We start from the raw sequence: 21391 nt of genomic DNA, 5'->3' as shown, positions 1-21391 counted from the left end.
GTATTATGATACTTATAAGCTAAACAGTTTTCAGAATATTATGTTTAATTATTTGTTTAAATTAATAAATCCTCTTAATCCTATTTCTTTCGAATTTTTAAGTGTTTCAGCAATAGCAAAGGCGGTAAAAGTAGCCCCTTCCAAATTAGTATGTGTATGGTCTTGGGGAAAGAAGTCCTTTACCTTGTCTTTTCCTAAAGTTTCGTATGCTTTGGCTACTATATCGTTTACGTCTATGTAAAAGACATCTTCGGCAATGGCAACCTCTTTAGCCCATTTAACATAGGTTTCTGTTCTTCTTTCTACATGTCCTTTAGGCCATTCATTGCGAGGTGTTAAGCTTAAAATTATAGGAACAGCACCTTGCTCTTTAGTTTCTTGAATCATTCTTTTCATGTACCATCCATAAGTATGCACGGTTTCAGTAATGCTACTATCTCTAACAACAGTTTGTGTTTCATCTCCAATACCTTTTAAAGAACCACGGTATTTGGCTTTATCAATATTTCCAGCATCGTTATGTCCAAACTGAATGAATACAAAATCGTCCGGTTGGAATTCTTTTTTAGCAGCCTCCCATAAGCCTTCATAAATAAAAGTTCTTGAGCTTCTACCACCACGGGCCTTATTAATAACATTTACCTGAGTTGTGTCGCAAAATTGTGGAAACGGAACGCCCCAACCAATTGCATTTTGGTTGCTGCTGCTTGCCATGGTAGAATCGCCAATTAAAAAAATGCTTTTCTTTTTAGGAAGCTCTAATTGTGGGTTGGAAGCAATATAATCTTTAAGTGAATTAGTAGTTGTTTTTAACTCATTAATTATAATAGAAGCAGCCATTAAAGCTCCTCTTGCAGATGTATGGGTATGGTCGCGTTTGTAAAAATAAGTACCTGTAACTTTTTCTTCTCCAAAGTGTTCTAATTTGGAAGCCATTCTATCATTTAAATCAATAAAAGTAACATTGTTTCTTTTTGCTATTTGTTTAGCCCACAAACCATACGAGGTATTGTTTCTTGGCACTTTGCCTTCTTTCCAATCGTTTCTTGGTATAGGAGACATTATTATGGGAATGGCACCTTTTGATTTGGCGTCTTTTACAATTTTTTCAATATACCAACCATAGCTATGTACTATTTCATGTTTTTTGGTAATTAGGTTATCTATTTCCTCGGTTTCATTTCCAATACCTTTAATGGTGCCTCTGGCTCTAATAGTATCATTAACCGGTCCATTGTCATTGTGGCCAAATTGAATTAAAACATAATCACCTGCTTTTAGTTTGTTGTTTACGGCATCCCATAAACCTAAATTTTGATAGGTTCTGCTACTCGTGCCACCTAAGGCATGATTTTCCAATGAAACTTTAGTACTGTCTAAAAACTGACCAATAAAATCGCCCCAACCCCAAAGACCACCAGAACCATCACCACGACCATTTTTTACGGTTGAATCCCCAACCGTGTAAACTGTTGGTGTTTTTACTTCTTGGGAAGTTGATGTTGTGGCAGATTTGCAATTTATTAATATAGTTGAAAGGCAAAATAATACTAGAAATTTTAAATTTTTCATGGTGATATTTTAATCAATTTTTAAAGAATTGTAAATTTATAAAAAAAAAATGGAGGTAATTTACCTCCATTTTTTTAATTTTTTAGCAAGTTGGATTAGTATCCAGGGTTTTGCATTGCTGTTTTTTCCGCAGCAGTTAAAGGGCGCCCATCTTTAAAAACGGCATCAAGGAATTGCTGTGGAAGCGCTCTTAAAATGTGGAAATCTTTAATATTTGGCTCAGCATCTATATTGTACGCCTTAGCTCTTGCTACTAATGTTTTTGTTCTACTTAAGTCTTCCCAACGGTGAAATTCACCACAAAGTTCTCTAACGCGTTCATTTAAAACTAAACAAAGCATGCGGTCATAGTCCGAGGTATAGCCAAGTTTAGTTATAACAGCTTCATCAGCAGCTGGTAGTGGGTTGATGCTTGTAATGTTTAAGCTTGTGGATGCAGTAGTTACAGCAATGTTATTAGACTCGTAGTATGAGTTTTCAGGCATGAATGATACAGCTCTTGTGCCTTGTCCAGCAGCAGTCCAAGCAGCAGATCCATCAGTGTAAGCTGCACGGTCTTCTCCCGATTTGTAAGTAGCACGATTACGAACAGTGTTTATGTAAGTTAATGCATCACTATAAGAACCCGTTCCTAATTTTGCTAATCTAACTTTAGCTTCGGCAGCAAATAAATAGGTATCAGCTGAACGAGCTAAAATGGCATCGCGACTACCTTTAGTATTATTAAAATCAAGTCTTGATCCGTCCATATGCTTACTTAATGAAGGGAATCTTACATCACTCGATAAACCATTTCTATTATTTATAAATGAATCACCAGCATAGGCAACAAATACTGTAGGTATTGTTTTTCCTGTCTTTGAGTAAACTATAGTATTATCATTTCTGGTAAGTGGAAAACGCGTATCTGAAGGGGTGTTGATAATATACATAAAACCTAAGTCACCATTAACATAATAATTTCCCGATTTATTATTTACCGCAGCTTTTGTTTGGAAACTTTTCCAGAAACGAGAATCGTTTACTTTATCAAAAACATCAAAAGTAAAGTACGTTGGTGCTAAACGGCTAAATGGTCTGCCACCTGATGTATTACGAATCATTTGTGGTAATTGATCGTAGGTAGAAATAAAATACAAATGTTGTTGGTTACCACCCGTAGTTAATTGGTTTGAATTAAAATCGGCAGATAGTATTATTTCAGACAGTTTTTCATTAGCACCATTTGCTGCTTTAAAGTCCCATAAATTAACGTAGTTTGGTGCTAATGGATGGCGAGATATCACATCGTCTGCTAATGTAACTACTTGTTGCAAATCTGCTGCTTTTGTTGCAGAGTTCCACGCATCATTAATTTCACTGGCCCTAGATAAATAGGTTTTTGCTAAATAATGAGCAACAGCATCTTTTGTAATTTTATTAGGTCCTCCTGTATTGCTTAATAAATTATAAGCCTGCGTAAAATCGTCAACAATCTGACTATATATTTCTTGAGGAGTTGCTCTGGTGTATTCTAATTCTACCGTATTACTAACAGTTAATTTTAGAGGTACGCCACCATATTGTCTTACTAATTTCAAATAATTATAGGCTCTCATAAAGTAGCCTTCACCTAAAGCTACTTTTTTAATAGCATCATTGGTTGAAACTATGTTAGTAGCTGACTGAATTAATTGATTAGCGTTACCAATACCTATGTATAAATTGTTCCAATTTGTTTCCGCAGCTACGGTATTTGAGTTTGATACGGTTACAAACGATCCAAAACCAGCTTCGTAAGAATTCCATAATCTGTTTGAAGGGTCGCCTCCAAGACGAAATTCATCTGTTCCAGATTCATTTGCAGTTAATGGAACTTCTCTATTCATATCTAAAGCAAATACTTGATAGTAAGTGCCAACAGCTAAGTCTAGTATGCCTTGTTCTGTATCATAGTAGGCTTTGCTATATGCTGTAGTTAAATTTTCTTCAAGAAAATCTTGATTACATGATGTGCTAAGCCCTAATGATGCAACTAGCACTAAATTTATATATAATGATTTATATTTTTTCATGATTTGTTTTTTAAAATTTATCTTAGAATTGAACATTTAAACCAAATGTAAATCCTCTGTTAGAAAAACTAGTACCTGTGTCTAAATCAATAAAGTCTACTTTAGAGAAAATCATACCTGGATTTGTAGCTTGTAAATAAAACCGTAATCTAGAGATGCCTATTTTTTCTAAAGTGTTTTCATCAAAGTTATACCCTAAAGATACGTTGCGTATTTTTAAGAATGAACCATTTCTATACCCTAAAGTACCATTGTAAACATCGCCAGTACCTGCAGAGAAAATAGGTTTTTGGTATTCAGCATCCGTATTGTCATCAGTATAATAATCAATGACTCTTTGGCTTGTTTTTCCACTTAAGTTTTCGCCCCCAGCGTTGAATGTATATCCCATACGACCGTAAACAAAGAATGATAATTCTAAGTTTTTGTAATTAAAGGTGTTTGTTAAACCAAGGATATATTTAGGCTCTGTAGTTCCAATAATAATACGGTCGTTATTAGCATCAATTAAGTAATCACCATTTTGGTCAACGGGTCTTGCATTTCCAAATGTAAAAACAGTTCTGCCAGCAGCATCATTAAATTTTTGCATTTCTACGGCATCTTCAGGTCTCCAAATTCCATTCGATTCGAAGCCATAAATAACACCTTGCGGCTGGCCTATAAAACGGTTATTAACAATATCATCAAACTTACCATTTTGTAATTCTGTAATTGCGTTTTGTTGCCATGAAGCACTTAAGCTAGAACTCCACTCAAAATTTTCAGTTCTTACATTCACAGTATTTAAGGTAAGTTCTATACCCTCACTTTCAGTTTGTCCAATATTAGCAGTGGTATTTGTAAAGCCACTTACAGTTGGAATTGCTCTTGCTAAAAGTAAATCATTGGTTTCACTGGTGTAATACTCTAAAGTTCCAGAAACTCTATTTTTAAAGACACCAAAATCGATACCGTAGTTGTATTGTGTTGTTCTTTCCCAACCTAATTCAACATTACCTAGCTTTGCATTGTTATTAACACCAGAAAATGAGGAGTATAATACTTGTGCTAACGGAGGCTGAGTTTCAAAAGCATCTACCGCAGCATTACCAACAACACCATAACCAACTCTTAGTTTCAATTGATTTAACCAAGAAATACCTTGTAAAAAGTTTTCTTTATCTATACGCCAACCAACAGATGCACTAGGGAAATAATCACCTTTGTTTTCAGGTGCTAATTGCGAAGCTGCATCATAACGTAGTGACGCTGTTAGAAGGTATTTATCATCAAAACCATAGTTAATTCTACCCATGTATGAGAATAGCCCTGTTTCAAAAAAGTTTGATGAGTAGCTTCGTAAGTTAACATTTACAGGGGTTAATGCATTCCATTTACTTTCAGTAATTGGAATGTTTTCTGCAGACATAGCGCTTGACTCTTCTGCGTATTGTGTTTTACTTTGTAATAAGGTTAAACCAAAATCGTGTTTACCAAGTGTTTTGTTATATAATAATAAATTATCTAATGTATAAGAAACCAATTGTTCTTTATTTAACGAAGCAAAACTAGTCCCTGAACGTGCTGAAGATTGACCATCTAAAAATACACCATTACGGAATGATGTTAAATCTGGACCAAAATTTACACGGTATTTTAAACCTGATAATGCAGGAATAAGTCCGCCGAAATCTAATTGCGCATAAAAACTACCAAAAGCACGTAAGGTTAAACGTTGATCTTGTGATAATTTATGCTCGTCTAAAACGTTTCTAATGGTAGAATCTGCCCCTGGGTTTTGAATTCTATTACCATTAGCATCTAAAGGAAATGCATAGGGCAAGTTTTGTCTTGCAGTATTGTAAATACCAGCAGAAGTTGCTACAGCCGATCTACCTACGGTTGATTGACCAAATTCAGTTTCCCCATAACTAACATTAAGATTAGCCCCCATAGAAAACCAATCGGTAGGTGTAATATCAATATTAGCAATACCTGTATAACGCTTGAAGCCTTGTCCTTTTAAAGTACCTGTGTTATTAATGTATCCAAAAGACCCATACGCTTTCATTTTTTCAGTACCACCACTAACACTTAAGGTTTGCTGTCTGGTAATGCCAGTTTGTGTTACAAATTTAGCCCAATCGGTGGTGGTTAATTTAGAACCGTCCCATGTGCCACCAGCCCATCCTTTCTCGATATTTGCCCACGCAGTAGGATCGCCAGTATCAAAAAATATAATACGGTCATTAGCAATAGTTGGGGCATTCCCTTTTGGAAATACCGTTGGGGTTTCATAATGTTTTGCCCAACGACGTAATTCAATATAGTCGCCAGCATTCATAATTGGTGCTCTTTCAATAATTCTTTCTGTTGTAACGGCAGTGTCGTAATTTAAAGTGAATTTCCCACTTTTACCTTTTTTAGTAGTTACAATAATAACCCCATTTGCTCCACGCGATCCAAAAACGGCGGTTGCAGAAGCATCTTTTAATACGTCTATAGATTCGATATCTACTGGATTTATAAAGTCAATACCTCCAGAATTTAAAGGGATACCATCAACAACATAAAGCGGGCTGTTTGATCCAGTGATAGAACGTTGCCCACGAATTCGTATTGTTCCTACTTGACCTGGTCGTTCATTTGAAGAGATATCGATACCAGCAGCTTTACCTTGCATAGCTTCGATGGCATTGTTAACAGGACGAGATGCTATATCTTCGGAATTTACACTAACAAGTGCTCCAGTTACATCTCTTTTCTTTTGAACGCCATAACCAACTACAACAACTTCATCAAGTTGCGCTGCATCTTCTTGCAAAGTAATGGTATAGTTTGATTTAGAGTCTACGTTAACTTCTGTTGTTTTCATACCAACAAAAGAAATTACTAAAATTTCACCTTGTTTAGCATTAATAGTGAAATTTCCATCAAAATCTGTTTGTGCACCTCGTGTAGTGTTTTTTACCAGTATATTAACTCCTGGCAATGGTACACCATTTGTGTCTTTTATGTTTCCGGTAATTATTTTTTCTTGCGCATTTGCTACAAGACCAGAAAGCACAATAGAAACAAGAAATAAATACTTTAAAAATAATTGTTTCATAACTAGTTTAGTTTTTGTTTATAAATAGTTTAAATGTTAAGCGCAATCGATTGCCTCTTATTTGTTTAAATTGAATAACAATAACAAATAGAATTAATTTTATTTTGAGTTTTGAAGAATTTTACTCAATTTTAAAATTAGAGGAAGGTGGAAGTAGTGTAATTTTATTTCATATAATAGTTGTTTAAAAGTTTAAATAGTTTAGTATACCAAATTAAAAGTTAATTATTTGTTAAACCATCCTGTACTTACACGTTTTTCATAAAATTGTTTATTGCTGCTTTTTGTAAGTGGTATTGTGCTGTAAGTGGTATTTCTTGTTAAAGCTTAATTATCCCTAAAATCAAACCATAAAGTCATTGGTATGCCATCATCACCACTTTTTATTCGAATGTTAGTAGGTTGGCTTTCTGGACCTTGGTGTTCTAAAGGTTTAAAAGCACGCATTGCAGGTATTTCATACATAAACGAAATGTTGCCATCTGGAAATTCTGGTTGCGGATAAGTGCCTTTAAAAGCATGTTTAGGCAAATCGGGCGTAAATAATCTTAAAAAAAGTTTATCGTTTTCACTGAAAAATTTAACATCTCCTTTTTTTGTTTTAAGATTGGCGCCTATTAAATTCGCATGGTAACCTTTAAATTCTGGGTAAACCAAATTTTCAAAACTTTCGCCTGTTATGGTATTGTTGTAGTCTTTTTTCCAAACACCAAATGTGGTGCCTTTTATTCTGTTTTTCCAAACGTGGTAAGGACCATTTCCTAACCACTTCATGCTTTCTACACCTTCTTCAGGATAATCGAACGTGATACCAAGCTTACTAATTTTATCTTCAAAAGCAGACCCGTCAAAGCCATCATTTCTGCCAGCATCCTTTAAGATAATCATTTCCATTTTTAGTCTTCCATCGTTAAATAAAGTCCACTTTATGGAATGAATACCACCGAAATAGTTAAAAAAGCATACAGCACCATCCATGGTTTGCTCTATGGAAACATTTTCAACTTTAGCTTTCATACCAATAGGTTTTGGACCATTAACAAAAGGTACATTTCCTTGATTGTTTTCAATACTTGTAATTTCGCCGGTTGTAGCGTTTAAATTAACACGGAGTTTTTCGCTAGATAAAAGAATGTTGCCTTCTAATTTAGTAGCTGTAGCTGTTCTTGTTGAGGCTACTTTGGCTATTAACTTGTTGGCAAAATAGGGAGCGCGATGAATTGGCCACGACCAAGTATAAATTTCTCTACCATGTTTGTCGTGTGCGGTAATTTCTAACCAATCACCTTCAAAAAAGTTTTTAGGAACTTCAAAATGAATTTTTCTGGTTTCTCCAGGTTCAATACTTTCAAGATAAATGGTGTTTGAGTCAATAACTTCAGCTTTGTCGTTGGTATAAAGGATATTGTTAGCCGTTTTTAATACACGGTATTCTAATTTACATTCGTTTAAATTGGTATATATGTAGTCATTTGTTATTAGGAACGAACCATCAAATTTTGAAGTTATTAGTTTTGGTTCGAACTGAATAGGCGACCACACTTCTTTTACGGTAAAGAAACTACCTTCTTTTTCTCGATGGGGGCCTAAAACCCCATCGGCAGCAAGCGAGCCTTTGGAATCATATTTTTGGTCACCCGTCCAATCGGTTCGTAATACAGCTTCGTCTAACATAGCCCAGATAAAACCACCGGCAAAAAGCGGACTCTGCTTATAGCGTTTCCAAAAATCTTCCAAACCGGCGCCGATACCGTTGTCGTAAGTACCGTGCATAAATTCGGTTGGTAAAAATACGTTTTCGCCATTGTTAAAGCGGTGCATACCAGTTAAATAGGTAGGGTAGTGGTGAGTGTCCCAGCCATTAAAGTCTGCCCAAGGATGAATCACAATTCGCTTTTGTGGGTCGTGTTCATGGAAAACATGGTCTATATTGTAATTCCAACCACCTTCATTGCCATGATCCCAAATAATAACCGATGGGTGGTTGACATCGCGCCGTACCGTTTCTTTAATTAATTTAGTGCCCGTTTTGGTGTCGTAACCGTTTTGCCATCCTGCTACTTCATTCAAAACAAAAAGCCCTAAAGAATCGCAAACTTCTAAGAAATGAGTATCTGGCGGATAGTGAAAACGCACCGCATTCATATTCATGTCTTTTAATAAGTTGACATCAAGAACACTAATAGCTTTATCGGTGCTTCTACCGGATTCTGGCCAAATAGTATGCCTGTTGATGCCCTTCATGATAATTTTTTTACCATTAACATAAATGCCGTCTTTTTTAAGAAACTCCAATGTTCTGAAACCTATTTTTGTTTCATAGGTATGAAGCGTTTCGTTCTTGGTTTTTAAAGTTAAAGTTAGCGTGTATAGATTAGGTGATTCTGGATCCCAAGTGTTTACATCGCTCCATTTGGCATGTATGGTTTGAGAATTTTCCTTTTGATTTAAAGGAATATTAATGGTTGGATGTGTTTTAGTATCTCCAATAGGCGTGATGCTAGCTTCGATACTTGCGTTTTTAGGAAGGTTTGCAAAGTCTAAATCGGCAGTAAGCGAACCATCCATTTTTGCATCAACGGCAACATGTTCTATGTACGATTTAGGTGATACTTCTAACCAAACCGGGCGGTAAATGCCACCAAACAACCACCAATCGGTTTTACGTTCCGCATTATTTACGGTGTTGTTGCTTGAGTGTTTAGATACATGAACTTCCAACAGGTTTTCTGCACCATAGTTCACTAAGGAGGTAATATCGAACTTAAATTCATAAAAGCCACCTTGATGTGTTTCGCCTGCTGATTTACCATTTATTTTCACCTCGGTATCGGTCATGGCTCCGCCAAAAATTATGGTGATGTTTTTGCCTTTATAGTTTGCAGGGATATTGAATTTATATTTGTAGAACCCTTCTTCTTTGCTAGGTTCTTTTTCATCTAACTCTTTATACCATCTGCCATAAGTGTAGGTTCCAAAACCTTGTAATTCCCAGTTTGAAGGCACGTTTATAGTGCTCCATATTTTGCTGTTGTTCCCATCGGTACACATAAAATCCCATTTTACGGGGTTTTTAAAATCTTTACCCGATAAGTATATTTTTTGCGTTTCCTGTGCTGAAAAATTTAAAGAAATAAGAAAAGTAAAAAATGCAATAAGTGTATTTTTATGTGTCATAATGTTTTAGTTACCGTCTGGTTTAGTGTTTTCAAATCGTGTGCTCATTGGTAAAGTCCAATCGTTAAAACTGTCAGGGTTTTTAGGATTGTAGTTTGGTAAACCTGGTTTTAAGTATTGAGCAATATCCAATTTTAAATCTTTAATGCTTTGAGCAATGCATTTGGCAATTTCATTGGCGCCAAAACCATTAAAGTGTGTGTTGTCTTCTAGTTTTTCTGTCTGTCCTGGAAATGTGTTTGCAGGGTATTGCACAAACGCTTTTCTAGAGGGTTCATCTCCCCAATTTTCATACATGTACGTGGTCATTTCGGTAATGTCAATTAAAGGTACTTGTAATTCTACTGCAACCTTTCGCATAGCATCAGGAAAATCACCATGGGTAGGTTTTAAAGTTCCATCTTTGTTAAAAGCTCTACGTTGTGTTGGTGTTACCAATATAGGAAAACCACCTTTTTCTCTAAATTTAGTAATAAATTCGATTAGTGAGTTTTTGTATAACCCCCAAGCACCGTTTCCTTCGCCTTTTATTTTTTCATCGTTATGCCCAAACTCTATAAAAACATAATCGTTTGGCTTCATAAAGGTTAATATTTTGTTCAATCGGTTTGCGCCTTTAAATGAACTTAGTGTAGCACCAGATTCGGCATAATTGGCTATAACAACATCACTTGAAAAATAATTGGTAATAAATTGCCCCCAAGATGCCCAAGGTTCTTGATCTTGGTCGGTTACGGTAGAATCTCCCGCTAAAAACAGGGTTTTTACATTGGTAGCAGGCGCTATGTTTATACTTTGAACCATCGCAGTTCCAGAGAATTCCAAAGTTAGTTTGTCATCCCAGTTTAGCTGGTTTTTATCGCGGTCTTTAATTTTAATATGTGCTGTGTCATTAATTTTAGGAGACCTCACATTTACTGTGAACGAGTGCTGCTCAGTACCGTTTTTTTCTAAAGTTATTTCTTTTAGCATTAATCTTCTAGATTCTGCTTTTACAGTTGTTTTAGAACATTTTTTACCACCTAAAACTACATCTATTTTGTAATTGCCTTCGGGAAGTTTTACAGAGAAGTAAATACTTTGTTTACTGGTGATGAAGTTTTTTTTGAATGTTATGTTTCCGGTAGATTGAAAATCGAAACCGTACCCTAACTCATCATTATAAGAGATTGGACTATTTATGGGAATGGCATTGTTTTCGTTTGCTTTAGCTCCAAAATAAAAACTTTTACTTAGTTCATTTTGTGCCGTAGCATTAAAAAAGAAAGCGATACTTAAAAGCAGCAAAAAAGAAAGTTTTGAGTTTTTCATTCATAATTTTTCACTAAAATATCTTCAAAAAAAAAAAGATCCATCCTGTACTATGATGTACAATGATGAATCTTTGAGAATTTATTAAAAAATTTGCTTAAAGTTAAACAGATTTGCGCTTTATATATTCAAAAACATTTTTAACTTTTTCCATTTTATTATTTAAAACCAAATCAGCAGCAGTTTCACCCATGGCTTTAAAATGGGTGCTTACTACATTAATGCCTAAAAGGTCTTTTAATGGTGTATCGTTATATGAGATAATACCTATGTCTTTTCCTAATTTAAGGTCTTTGGCGCGAACTTGCCTTACTAAATTAACCAAATCGTTTTCTTCAATAATGATGTAAGTATCTTTGCTGTCTAAATCCATATCGTCATAAATTTCGTTTAAAATTTCAAAATCGAAGTTGTATTTTGAACAAAATTTTCTAAAACCATGAACAATTCTTAGTGGGTAAGGATAAACTGATTTTAACGGATACACTAAAACTAACTTGCCATATTTCTTAAGTTTTTTTAAGCCTTTTTGTAGCGCATCGTAAATGTCTTCTTGAAAATCTTGATATACTGCACCATAATTTCCACTAATTTCTAGTTTGTTATTGTCTAAAATTATTAGTTTGTCTTTAGGGATTTTCTCAATCATATCTTTTACCACATTAGTGGTACTTACATGATTTAAATCGTCTGTTTTAAAATGGGGCATAATCACATAATAATCAAAAGCGCCAAGGTTTCTTTCTAATGTTCTGGCAAAAAGCGATTCTTCACAATGATAAACAGATAACGTTACATGGCCATTTATGCCAATACTGTTAACAAACGAATTGTAAATCATCATTTTATAAGAACTTAACTTATTGATCATAAAGAAGATTTGAATTTTAGAAATCAAATCGGTTTTAGCTGTGTAATAACCTTTTCCTTTAACAGATATAATAACCTTTTGCTCCTTAAGTTGTTTATATGCTTTTTCAACGGTATCCCTAGAAAGGTAACAAGATTCGCTTAACTCATTTATGGATGGTATTTTTTCGCCAATTTTTAATTTTCCCTTTGAAATATCGTTAATTATAGAATCTACAATTTGTTTGTATTTTGGAATACGAGAAGATTCATTAATTTTTATTTCTATTATTTGGGACATAGACTAGAATAATATTTATATATATTTAAAAATAAAGCGTATTTAGCAAAATTAGCATAAAAATGTTACTGTATATACTAATCCAATCAATTTTTTGGTAGGCTTCTAGCATTATTGTTTGTGTAACAGTATGTTTCATTGTTATTTAACTTACATTAAATAGGAATCTAGAGATTAGTTTAATATAAAATTTCATGTATGTACAGGATACATTCTCTTTTTCATTATTCTAAATTTACCTTTAATTCTTTTTAATTATAAATATGAAAAAAATAAAATGCCTTTCTATTCTATTAATTGTTTGTTCAATGCTATCGTGTAAGCAACATGTTACGCTGAACACTAAGAAAACAGTTTTAAAAGATAAGTTTAAGCCGGATTGGGTATATAAAGTAGGGGCAAATACTTTTAGTATTAACAATAAAACCTATTTCGTAAACGATTTTGGAGCCATTAATGATGGTAAATCAATGAACACAGAGGCAATTCAAAAAACCATTGATGCCTGTGCGAAAAACGGAGGTGGTACAGTTACTTTTAAACCAGGTGCCTATTTAACAGGTTCTATTTTTATACAAGAAGGCATTAGGTTTTTAGTGCCGAAAGGTGTAGAAGTTAAAGGGAGTGAAAACATTAAGGACTATAAAGAAATAGATACTCGTGTTGCTGGTATTGAAATGATATGGCCTGCAGCATTAATAAATATTATTGACCAAAAAAATGTGATTATTGAAGGCGAAGGCATAATTGACGGACAAGGTAAAGTGTTTTGGGATTATTATTGGGATTTAAGAAGGGATTACGAACCCAGAGGTTTGCGTTGGATAGTAGATTATGATGCTAAACGCCCAAGAACTATTTTAGTTTCTAACTCAAAAAATGTTTTTGTTAAAGATTTAAATGTTCAAAGAGCTGGTTTCTGGACGGTTCAAGTACTGTATTCAGAATATATTACCGTTGATGGTTTGAAAATTAAGAATAATATTGGCGGCCATGGTCCAAGTACCGATGGTATTGATATCGACTCTTCAAAATGGATACTGGTGCAAAATTGTGACATCGATTGTAATGATGATAATTTTTGTTTAAAAGCTGGTAGAGATTGGGATGGGCAACGGGTTAATAAACCAACCGAGTATGTGGTAATTAAAAACTGTATAGCAAGACAAGGCGCAGGGTTATTTACTTTAGGAAGTGAAACATCTGGAAGTATTCGTCATGTTTACGTTTCCAACATTCAAGGATTGGGCACTAAAAATGGCCTGAATATTAAATCGGCAACCAATAGAGGTGGTACGGTTGAAGATATTTATATGGAAAACATTACCATGGAAAAAGTGGGGGCTTTTATGCAAGTAGGTATGAATTGGAACCCTAATTACAGTTACTCAAAATTGCCAGACGAATTTAATAAAGATTCTATTCCAGAGCATTGGAAAAAAATGCTTCAAAAGGTTGAACCAGCATCAAAAGGAATTCCAACGTTTAGAAATATCAGTCTCAATAACATTCATATAAAAGGCGCTGAAACAGCTATTAATGTTAGTGGAATGGAGCGTTCAGTAATTAGCAACGTCACGTTGAATAATGTGCATATTGAAGCTGAAAAGGCAGGGCAAATAAGTTATAGTGCCCATTGGAAGCTTAATAATGTAAAAATATTTTCGAAAGACAATTCTAAAGTAACTTTGGAAAGCACAACTGAAATTGATTTTCCAGAATCGGTTTATAAATCGGAATAATAGGTTAATAAATAAAAGTATAAGTGATGAAAAAACTAATTAAAAGTAGCTTAACCATAGTGATTGTTGCAGGACTCTTGGCATCATGCAAAACTTCAAAAGAAGAACAAACCAATATCTTGTTAACAAACAGTTCAGATGTTAAATTAACAGATAAAACAGTTTCAATAAAAAGAAATCAACTTAAAAATACCGATAGTATCAATATATATCCACTGCTAGTTTCAGGATCGGATACCATTCCATCGCAATTGAATGATATAGATGGTGATGGCAACTGGGACGAACTGTTTTTTGTCACTAATTTTTCTTCAAACGAAAAGAAAGTCATTCAACTAAAATGGGTTAACATACAACCCAATTATGTGGTTAGAACAAGTGCTCGATTTGGAAAGCGTTCGGCTATTGATAGCCCTGTAAAACCTGCTTTGGAAGAGGTTTTGTTGCCTAGTGAATTGCCTAAAAGTTTAGGTTATCAGCGATATCAAACTGATGGGCCGTCCTGGGAAAACGACAAAGTTGGTTTCAGACATTATTTAGATGGAAGAAATGCTAAAGACCTTTTTGGCAAAAAAACGGATCAAATATCTCCAGAAACGGTTGGGGTAAATTCTAAAGGAGAAGTAGAAGATAATTACCATGTTATGGAAGATTGGGGGCGCGATATTTTAGCTGTTGGAAATTCGGTTGGACTTGGTGGTTATGCCTTGATTACCGATACAGATTTAATGCGTTTAGGAGTTACGGTGAACGATTCTATTAATAATATTGAAAAAACCACATTTAAAATTCAAACAGAAGGCCCTTTAAAATCTGTTTTAACTTACAGTTACCAAAACTGGAAACCAAATAGTGATAGAATCTATACTGTTGAAGAAAAAACATCCATTTGGCCGGGGATGTATGGCTATCAAAATACCGTGGCAGTTTCAGGGCTTCAAGGTGATGAAAATTTAGCGGTAGGGTTGGTTAATATTAATAACAATAGTCGATTATCTGTAATTGACGAAAATGACACTTTTATTGTGTTATATACCCACGACAAACAAACCTATGACAAAGGTTGGTGGTTAGGTATGGCATTAATCCTTCCAAAAGACAAGTATTTAGGTTACACGGAAGCGCCAGAAACAGGAAATGTAACTAATACATTTTTAGCAAAACTTAAAATTTCAAATAACGAACCAATAAGTTATTATGCAGTTGGTTGTTGGGAGCTTAGTGATGCTAAGTTTGCCGATAAAACGTATTTTGAAACGTATCTAAAACAACTAAACAATCAATTATCTACGGAAATAAAAATTGAAATAACAAACTAAACAATTAAACTAATTAGTACATGAAAACAAATCAATCTTTTGGCAGAATTGGCCTTTTAAAACCAATAACTATTGTAGCTCTTATGTTTGGCTTTTCTTTGAATATTAAAGCACAAGAGCCATTAAATGATGTTACAACACCGTTACATCTTTTACAACCGGAATATCCAACACCTTACGGTGCGCAATCGGTTGAAGCTATTACAGCTACTTTAGATAGGGTTTATAATTTTTTGGAAAATAAAACAGCCTCTAGATTAATAGATTCGAAAACTAATAAAGAAGTTGTCAATCTAAATAAGTTAGATGAAAATACTGTTTTTGAGCCAGGAGTTTTTAGGTTAACAAGTTACGAATGGGGCGTTACTTATGCAGGTATGCTGTTGGTTACCGAAGCAACAGGCGATTCTAAATACGCCAATTACACCAACAAACGTTTAAAACTTATTGCCGATATAGCACCGTTTTATACCAAAATGCTAAAAAAGGATGAAAACTATCCTTCGCCAATTATTCAATCGCTGCACCCTGAAGCTTTAGATGATGCTGGGGCTGTTTGTGCTGCCATGATTAAAGCACAAAGAGCAGGATTACATGCAGATTTAAGACCCTTGATTGATAACTTTATGGAATACATAAGTAATAAAGAATTTAGATTGTCAGATGGTACATTGGCTAGAAACAGGCCGCAACCTAATACGCTGTGGCTAGACGATTTGTTTATGAGTGTACCGGCATTGGCACAAATGGGCAAATTAACAGACGATGTAAAATACTACGACGATGCTGTGAAACAAGTACGTCAATTTTCAGAAAGAATGTTTAATAGTCAAAATGGTTTATACATGCATGGGTGGGTACAATCAATGGAAGAACATCCGCAATTTCATTGGGCACGTGCCAATGGTTGGGCAGTTATGACGCTTGTTGAATTGTTAGAAGTTTTACCTAAAGATCATGCTGGATACCAAGATGTTTTAAAACAATTGCGTGCGCACATAAAAGGTTTGGTACATTATCAAGACGGTACAGGTTTTTGGCATCAGTTAATAGATCGTAATGATACTTATTTAGAAACCTCTGCAACGGCCATTTACACATATGCTATTGCCCGAGCCATTAACAGAGGTTATATTGATAAGGCAGCTTATTCGCCTGTGGTGATACTTGGGTGGAATGCCGTGTCTACAAAAGTTAATGAGAAAGGTTATGTTGAAGGTACTTGTGTTGGTACCGGTATGGGCTTTGATCCAGCCTTTTATTATTATAGACCTATTAATGTGTTTGCAGCACATGGTTACGGGCCAGTTTTATTGGCAGGAGCCGAAATTATTCAATTATTGAAAGCAAATGAATTTGAAATCAATGATAGTTCACTACAATTAAAATCAAAAAAGTAGTGGTGTAATTAATTGCTGAAATCAGAATTCATTCAATAAATTATTTAGATGTACATATTTAGATCCTGTATAAAATACTTTTTTTTATTTCATTTAATTGGCATGGTATTTCAAGTATCGGCTCAAGAAGAAGCAACTTCAAATACTAAAACCAGAAAAATCCATTATGCTCCTGAGGGCGAAAGTTTTATTTTAAAAAACGGTTCCAGAAAGTTTAATAGAGCTTTATATGGAACCAATACAGGTTTTAGGGTTGAAGCGGGCGATTTGCCTGAGTTTGCACTTTATATGCCTGGTATGGGTGGTAATTTTAAGTTAGGAATTATAACTGAAACATCAAGCAAATGGATTACAACCTCCGATTCTATTGAGACACGATACAATCCTGGGGTTATGTTGTATGAGATTAGGGATGCCCTATTGCAAAATGGCGTTATTAAAATACAAGTGGTTGCTCATGCCGAAAACGAATCCATGATTTTGAAAGTTGAAACCGAAAACATTCCTAAAAATGTCGATTTGGTTTGGCTCTATGGTGGTGCCAGTGGCAAAAAATTTAGTCGTGATGGTGATATTGGCGCCGACCCAGAATCGGTATTTTATTTGCAACCTGAATATTGTATTAATAATAAATATACATTTCAAAACGAAAGTTTTTTGTTGAATTTTGGTTCGGAAAACAACAAACAAAAAACAGGAAATAATAGAAATATAGTAGGCTATTTTCCAAAGTCTGATGTGAAACTTGTTGATGCAAATCTTGAAATAAAACCCATTGAATTATTTGAATCTAAAGTTGATAAGTTGCCTGTCATAATTGGTAAAATCAATTTGAATTCTAATGACACATTACTATGGAAGTTAGAAAATAATGATGCCGTTGTTTCTACAACCCAAAAACAATTAGAGTCAGAATTTAATAAAGCTCTACAAAAAGTAAGGCAATTAGCTTCAAGAGTTGCTTTAAAAACCCCAGATATTTATATCAACACGTTGGGTGGTGCTTTAGCAATTGCTGGTGACGCTATTTGGGAATCGCCAGCCTTTTTGCATGGTTCCATAGCATGGCGCATGCACCTAAATGCTTGGAGAGGTGCTTCAGTTGCCAATCCATTAGGCTGGCATGATAGAGCTGAAACACATTTTAAAGCTTATGGTAATTCACAAGTTATAGAACCCGAAACAGGTCCTGTGGTATTGGATACGTTTAGAAATTTCGCCAGACAAAAAGAAGTTTTAGGAACCGCCATGTTTAGTAGTGGTTATATTAGTAGACACCCGAATAATAACACAGTAGCGCATCATTACGATATGAATTCGGTGTTTATTAATCAAATCCTTCGTCATTATAAATGGACGGGCGATTTGGATTTTATGAAAGAAATATGGCCTGTTATAAAGCGCCACATCGCTTGGGAAAAACGAAATTTTGATGCGGACAATGATGGGCTTTACGATGCTTACGCCACCATTTGGGCGAGTGATGCGTTGCAATATTCTGGAGGCGGCGTTACCTATGCTTCCGCATATAATTATAGTTGTAATGTGTTAGCAGCAAGCATTGCTAAACTTTTGGGTGAAAATCCCGAGCCATACACCAAAGAAGCTAAACATATTAAATCGGCTATAGAAAGTAAATTATGGATACCTGAAAAAGGTGTTTTTGCAGAATACAAAGACTTGTTAGGAGGGCAATTGGTGCATGATACTCCAGGACTTTGGACTATTTATCACGCTTTAGATGAAGAGGTTGCAAACCCATTTCAAGCCTATGAATCTTTGAGGTATGTTGATACTGAAATACCACATATTCCCGTAAAAGCTGAAGGTTTGCCGTTTAAAGATTTACAGCTCGTTTCAACAACAAACTGGCAACCTTATACATGGTCTGTTAACAATGTAGCACTAGCTGAAAATTTACATGCGGCTTTAGCGTATTGGCAAGGTGGCAGAAGCGAAGAAGCCTTTAAATTATGGCAAAGTGCCTTAGTTGAAAGTATGTATTTAGGAGCATCACCTGGGAGTTTTCAACAGTTGTCTTATTATGATGCGATTCGAGGCGAATTGTACCGCGATTTTGCCGACCCCATTGCCATGGCTGCACGTTCTTTAGTGGAAGGTTTGTTTGGGATTCAACCCAATGCTATTGAAAACACGTTGTATATAAAATCAGGCTTCCCTAAAGATTGGAATTATGCTTCGTTAGATATTCCAGATATTTCTATTGCTTACAGTAAATTAAAAAAGGGGCATAGATATGTTATCCATTCAAAATTTAAAAAAGACATGAAACTTCATTTTTCTGTTGATGTTTTAAATGAAGGTGTCGAGTATGTTAAAATTAACGATCAAAAAGTCGCATGGAAATTTGATGAAACAGCCATTGGTTATCCTAAAATTATTATTGAAAGTCCGTATCAAAAACAATATACTCTCGAAATTAAGTTAAAAGGCGATAGGCTAGAGCAATCTAAATTTGAATTTGAAGGACATCAAAATAAAAAACTTCAGTTTAAAACTTCAAAAGCAGAAATTGTTAAAGTTTACGATCCACAAGTTTCAATTTCAGAAGTAAAGAGAACAAAGTATCAATTAGATTTCACAATTAATTCAATAGAAGGAAGTAGAACATTCTTTATTCAATTGAAACAAAACGATATGCTAAGGTGGCAACCTATTCATTTAAAAGTGGTTCCTGAAAAAGAGGAAATTTCCAGATTTCAAAATTGGGATAATGTATTACCATCAAACACTATGTTTGAAAAAATTTCTTTAGAAACTATTTTTAACAACAAATTAACTGATGTTTTTGAACAACAATATTTAAGCCCGAGACCAACATCACCAACCCTACAAATACCAACTCAGGGCATTGGTAACTGGTGTTACCCGTTCATAAAACCAATTATGGATGATTCTGGATTACGCCAAAAAGCGGGAGCGAAAAATACGATTGTAAGTCCCCAGAATATTCCTTTTAGCACGCCTTCAGAAGCAAATAAAAGCAATATAGCCTTTGTCTCTCAATGGGATAATTTTCCGAAGTCAATCGAATTACCTCTTTCGGGTAAAGCAACCCATGCATATTTTTTGATGGCTGGAACTACAAATCCAATGCAGAGTAGATTTGTTAACGGAGAAATAATAGTCACTTATATTGACGGAACTATTGAAAAATTAGAATTAAAAAACCCAGAAAATTGGTGGCCTATTGAACAAGATTATTTTGTAGATGGTTTAGCCTTTACAACCGATGCACCAAAACCGCCAAGGGTATATTTAAAATCTGGAATTATTACAAGAGATTTTAAAGATTTTACAGCTATAAAAGGTTTTGCCGATTTTGGTATTGATGGAGGAGCAGCAACTATTTTAGATTTACCGTTAAATGGGAACAAAACTTTAAAAAAGATTGAGGTTAATGCTATCGCAAATGAAGTGGTAATTGGGTTAATGAGTGTAACTTTAGTGAGAAATTAAATGAATAGAAAAGAATTTATATCAACTTCAGTTCTTGCTTCTTTAGGTGCATGTTTGCCCATGCAGGCGAGTAAGCTTTTTAGCGGAAATATGCAACAATTTCCCTTGTCAGATTTTGAAAAACGATTAACCCCTGTTGGACGCGCTTTAGAGTTTGAAGATTATTTTGTGTGGTGCAATAGCCCTATTGAAGGTCCCGATGGCAAAATACATGTGTTTTTTTCACGATGGCCAAAAGAAAAAACCATGAGTGGTTGGACTAATAGTTCGGAAATTGCTCATGCTGTAGCAGATAAACCCGAAGGGCCATATGAATATATAAGTACTGTGTTGGCTCCTCGTGGTGAAGGCTATTGGGATGCGACAACTTGCCATAACCCCAATATTCATTTTGTTGACGGAAAGTATGCTTTGTTTTTTATGGGCAACTCCAATAGAAAACTAGATACACAGCGTATTGGATTGGCAATTTCAGATTCACTTTATGGGCCATGGAAACGACCAGATGAACCATTATTATATCCTGGAAACGAAGGTGAATGGGACGATCATTGTACAACAAATCCATCTTTTTTAAAACACCCAAATGGCGAGTATTGGTTATATTATAAATCGTTTGATACCGAAGGTTATGTAAACCCGAAGTTTGAAGTTAGAGGTAATCGAAAATATGGATTGGCCATTGCAAAATCGTTGCACGGGCCTTATATTAAATATGAAGGCAATCCAGTGATTGATTTTCACAATATGGGAAATAATCAACAATGCGAAGATGCTTTTGTTTGGTACGATAGGAAGTTTAAAATGCTCGCAAGAGATTTGGGAGTATTTGGGATTGATAAAGGGCTTTACATGGATTCTGATGATGGAAAACATTGGTCTGAACCCCAAATAGGCTATCAGGAATTAGAAAAATATGTAACACAGCCACCAGCTCCAAAACATTTAAACCGTTATGGGCGCGCAGAACGCCCACAAATATTGTTTCAAAATGGAAAACCAACCTATTTGTATACGGCATCTCAAGGGGGAAAGTATGAAACAGCTTCAGGCTTTATCTTTAAAATAAACTAAATATTAAAACAATTCTAAATA

General features: G+C 34.9%; 11 protein-coding genes. 5 read left to right on the top strand and 6 right to left on the bottom strand.

The features are described from left to right. Nucleotides 1–48 precede the first annotated feature (48 nt). From VP395_RS05715 to VP395_RS05690, 6 genes are all read right to left on the bottom strand, one after another. Nucleotides 49–1572, bottom strand: a complete 1524-nt coding sequence (locus VP395_RS05715) for a rhamnogalacturonan acetylesterase (protein WP_346240787.1) — start codon at nt 1570–1572, stop codon at nt 49–51. Between the two features lie 95 nt (nt 1573–1667). Beyond that, entirely contained in the window at nt 1668–3626 is a 1959-nt protein-coding gene (locus VP395_RS05710) for a RagB/SusD family nutrient uptake outer membrane protein (RefSeq protein WP_346240786.1), read from the bottom strand. 22 nt (nt 3627–3648) lie between these two features. Further along, nucleotides 3649–6717 carry a SusC/RagA family TonB-linked outer membrane protein gene (locus VP395_RS05705; RefSeq protein ID WP_346240785.1) on the bottom strand — a complete coding sequence of 1023 codons (3069 nt, stop codon included), beginning with the start codon at nt 6715–6717 and terminating at the stop codon, nt 3649–3651. Between the two features lie 327 nt (nt 6718–7044). Further along, nucleotides 7045–9894 (bottom strand): glycoside hydrolase family 2 protein, encoded by a 2850-nt coding sequence (locus VP395_RS05700; protein ID WP_346240784.1) that lies wholly within the window; start codon nt 9892–9894, stop codon nt 7045–7047. Between the two features lie 6 nt (nt 9895–9900). Then, entirely contained in the window at nt 9901–11205 is a 1305-nt protein-coding gene (locus VP395_RS05695; RefSeq protein ID WP_346240783.1) for a rhamnogalacturonan acetylesterase, read from the bottom strand. Nucleotides 11206–11308: 103 nt separating this feature from the next. Continuing rightward, complete coding sequence (locus tag VP395_RS05690; protein WP_346240782.1) at nt 11309–12355, bottom strand: GntR family transcriptional regulator; 1047 nt, start codon at nt 12353–12355, stop codon at nt 11309–11311. Between the two features lie 263 nt (nt 12356–12618). On the opposite strand from VP395_RS05690, the gene VP395_RS05685 reads away from it, so the two are divergent. The 5 genes from VP395_RS05685 to VP395_RS05665 are packed head-to-tail and all read left to right on the top strand — an operon-like array spanning nt 12619 to nt 21370. Further along, the gene (locus tag VP395_RS05685) at nt 12619–14097 is read left to right on the top strand and encodes a glycoside hydrolase family 28 protein (RefSeq protein ID WP_346240781.1); all 1479 of its coding nucleotides are present in this window, start codon (nt 12619–12621) and stop codon (nt 14095–14097) included. A gap of 26 nt (nt 14098–14123) precedes the next feature. Next, entirely contained in the window at nt 14124–15416 is a 1293-nt protein-coding gene (locus VP395_RS05680; protein ID WP_346240780.1) for a DUF4861 domain-containing protein, read from the top strand. Nucleotides 15417–15436: 20 nt separating this feature from the next. Next, on the top strand, nt 15437–16816 hold the full coding sequence (locus tag VP395_RS05675; RefSeq protein WP_346240779.1) for a glycoside hydrolase family 88/105 protein: 1380 nt from the start codon (nt 15437–15439) through the stop codon (nt 16814–16816). 48 nt (nt 16817–16864) lie between these two features. After that, nucleotides 16865–20296 carry a DUF4450 domain-containing protein gene (locus VP395_RS05670; RefSeq protein ID WP_346240778.1) on the top strand — a complete coding sequence of 1144 codons (3432 nt, stop codon included), beginning with the start codon at nt 16865–16867 and terminating at the stop codon, nt 20294–20296. Then, complete coding sequence (locus VP395_RS05665; RefSeq protein ID WP_346240777.1) at nt 20297–21370, top strand: glycoside hydrolase family protein; 1074 nt, start codon at nt 20297–20299, stop codon at nt 21368–21370. It begins immediately after the preceding gene. Nucleotides 21371–21391 lie beyond the last annotated feature (21 nt).

The sequence above is a fragment of the Mariniflexile soesokkakense genome (genome assembly GCF_039650365.1).
Classification (GTDB): domain Bacteria; phylum Bacteroidota; class Bacteroidia; order Flavobacteriales; family Flavobacteriaceae; genus Mariniflexile; species Mariniflexile soesokkakense.
The sequence above is the reverse complement of the archived record's forward strand: the minus strand, read 5'-3'. Positions and strand labels throughout refer to the sequence as shown.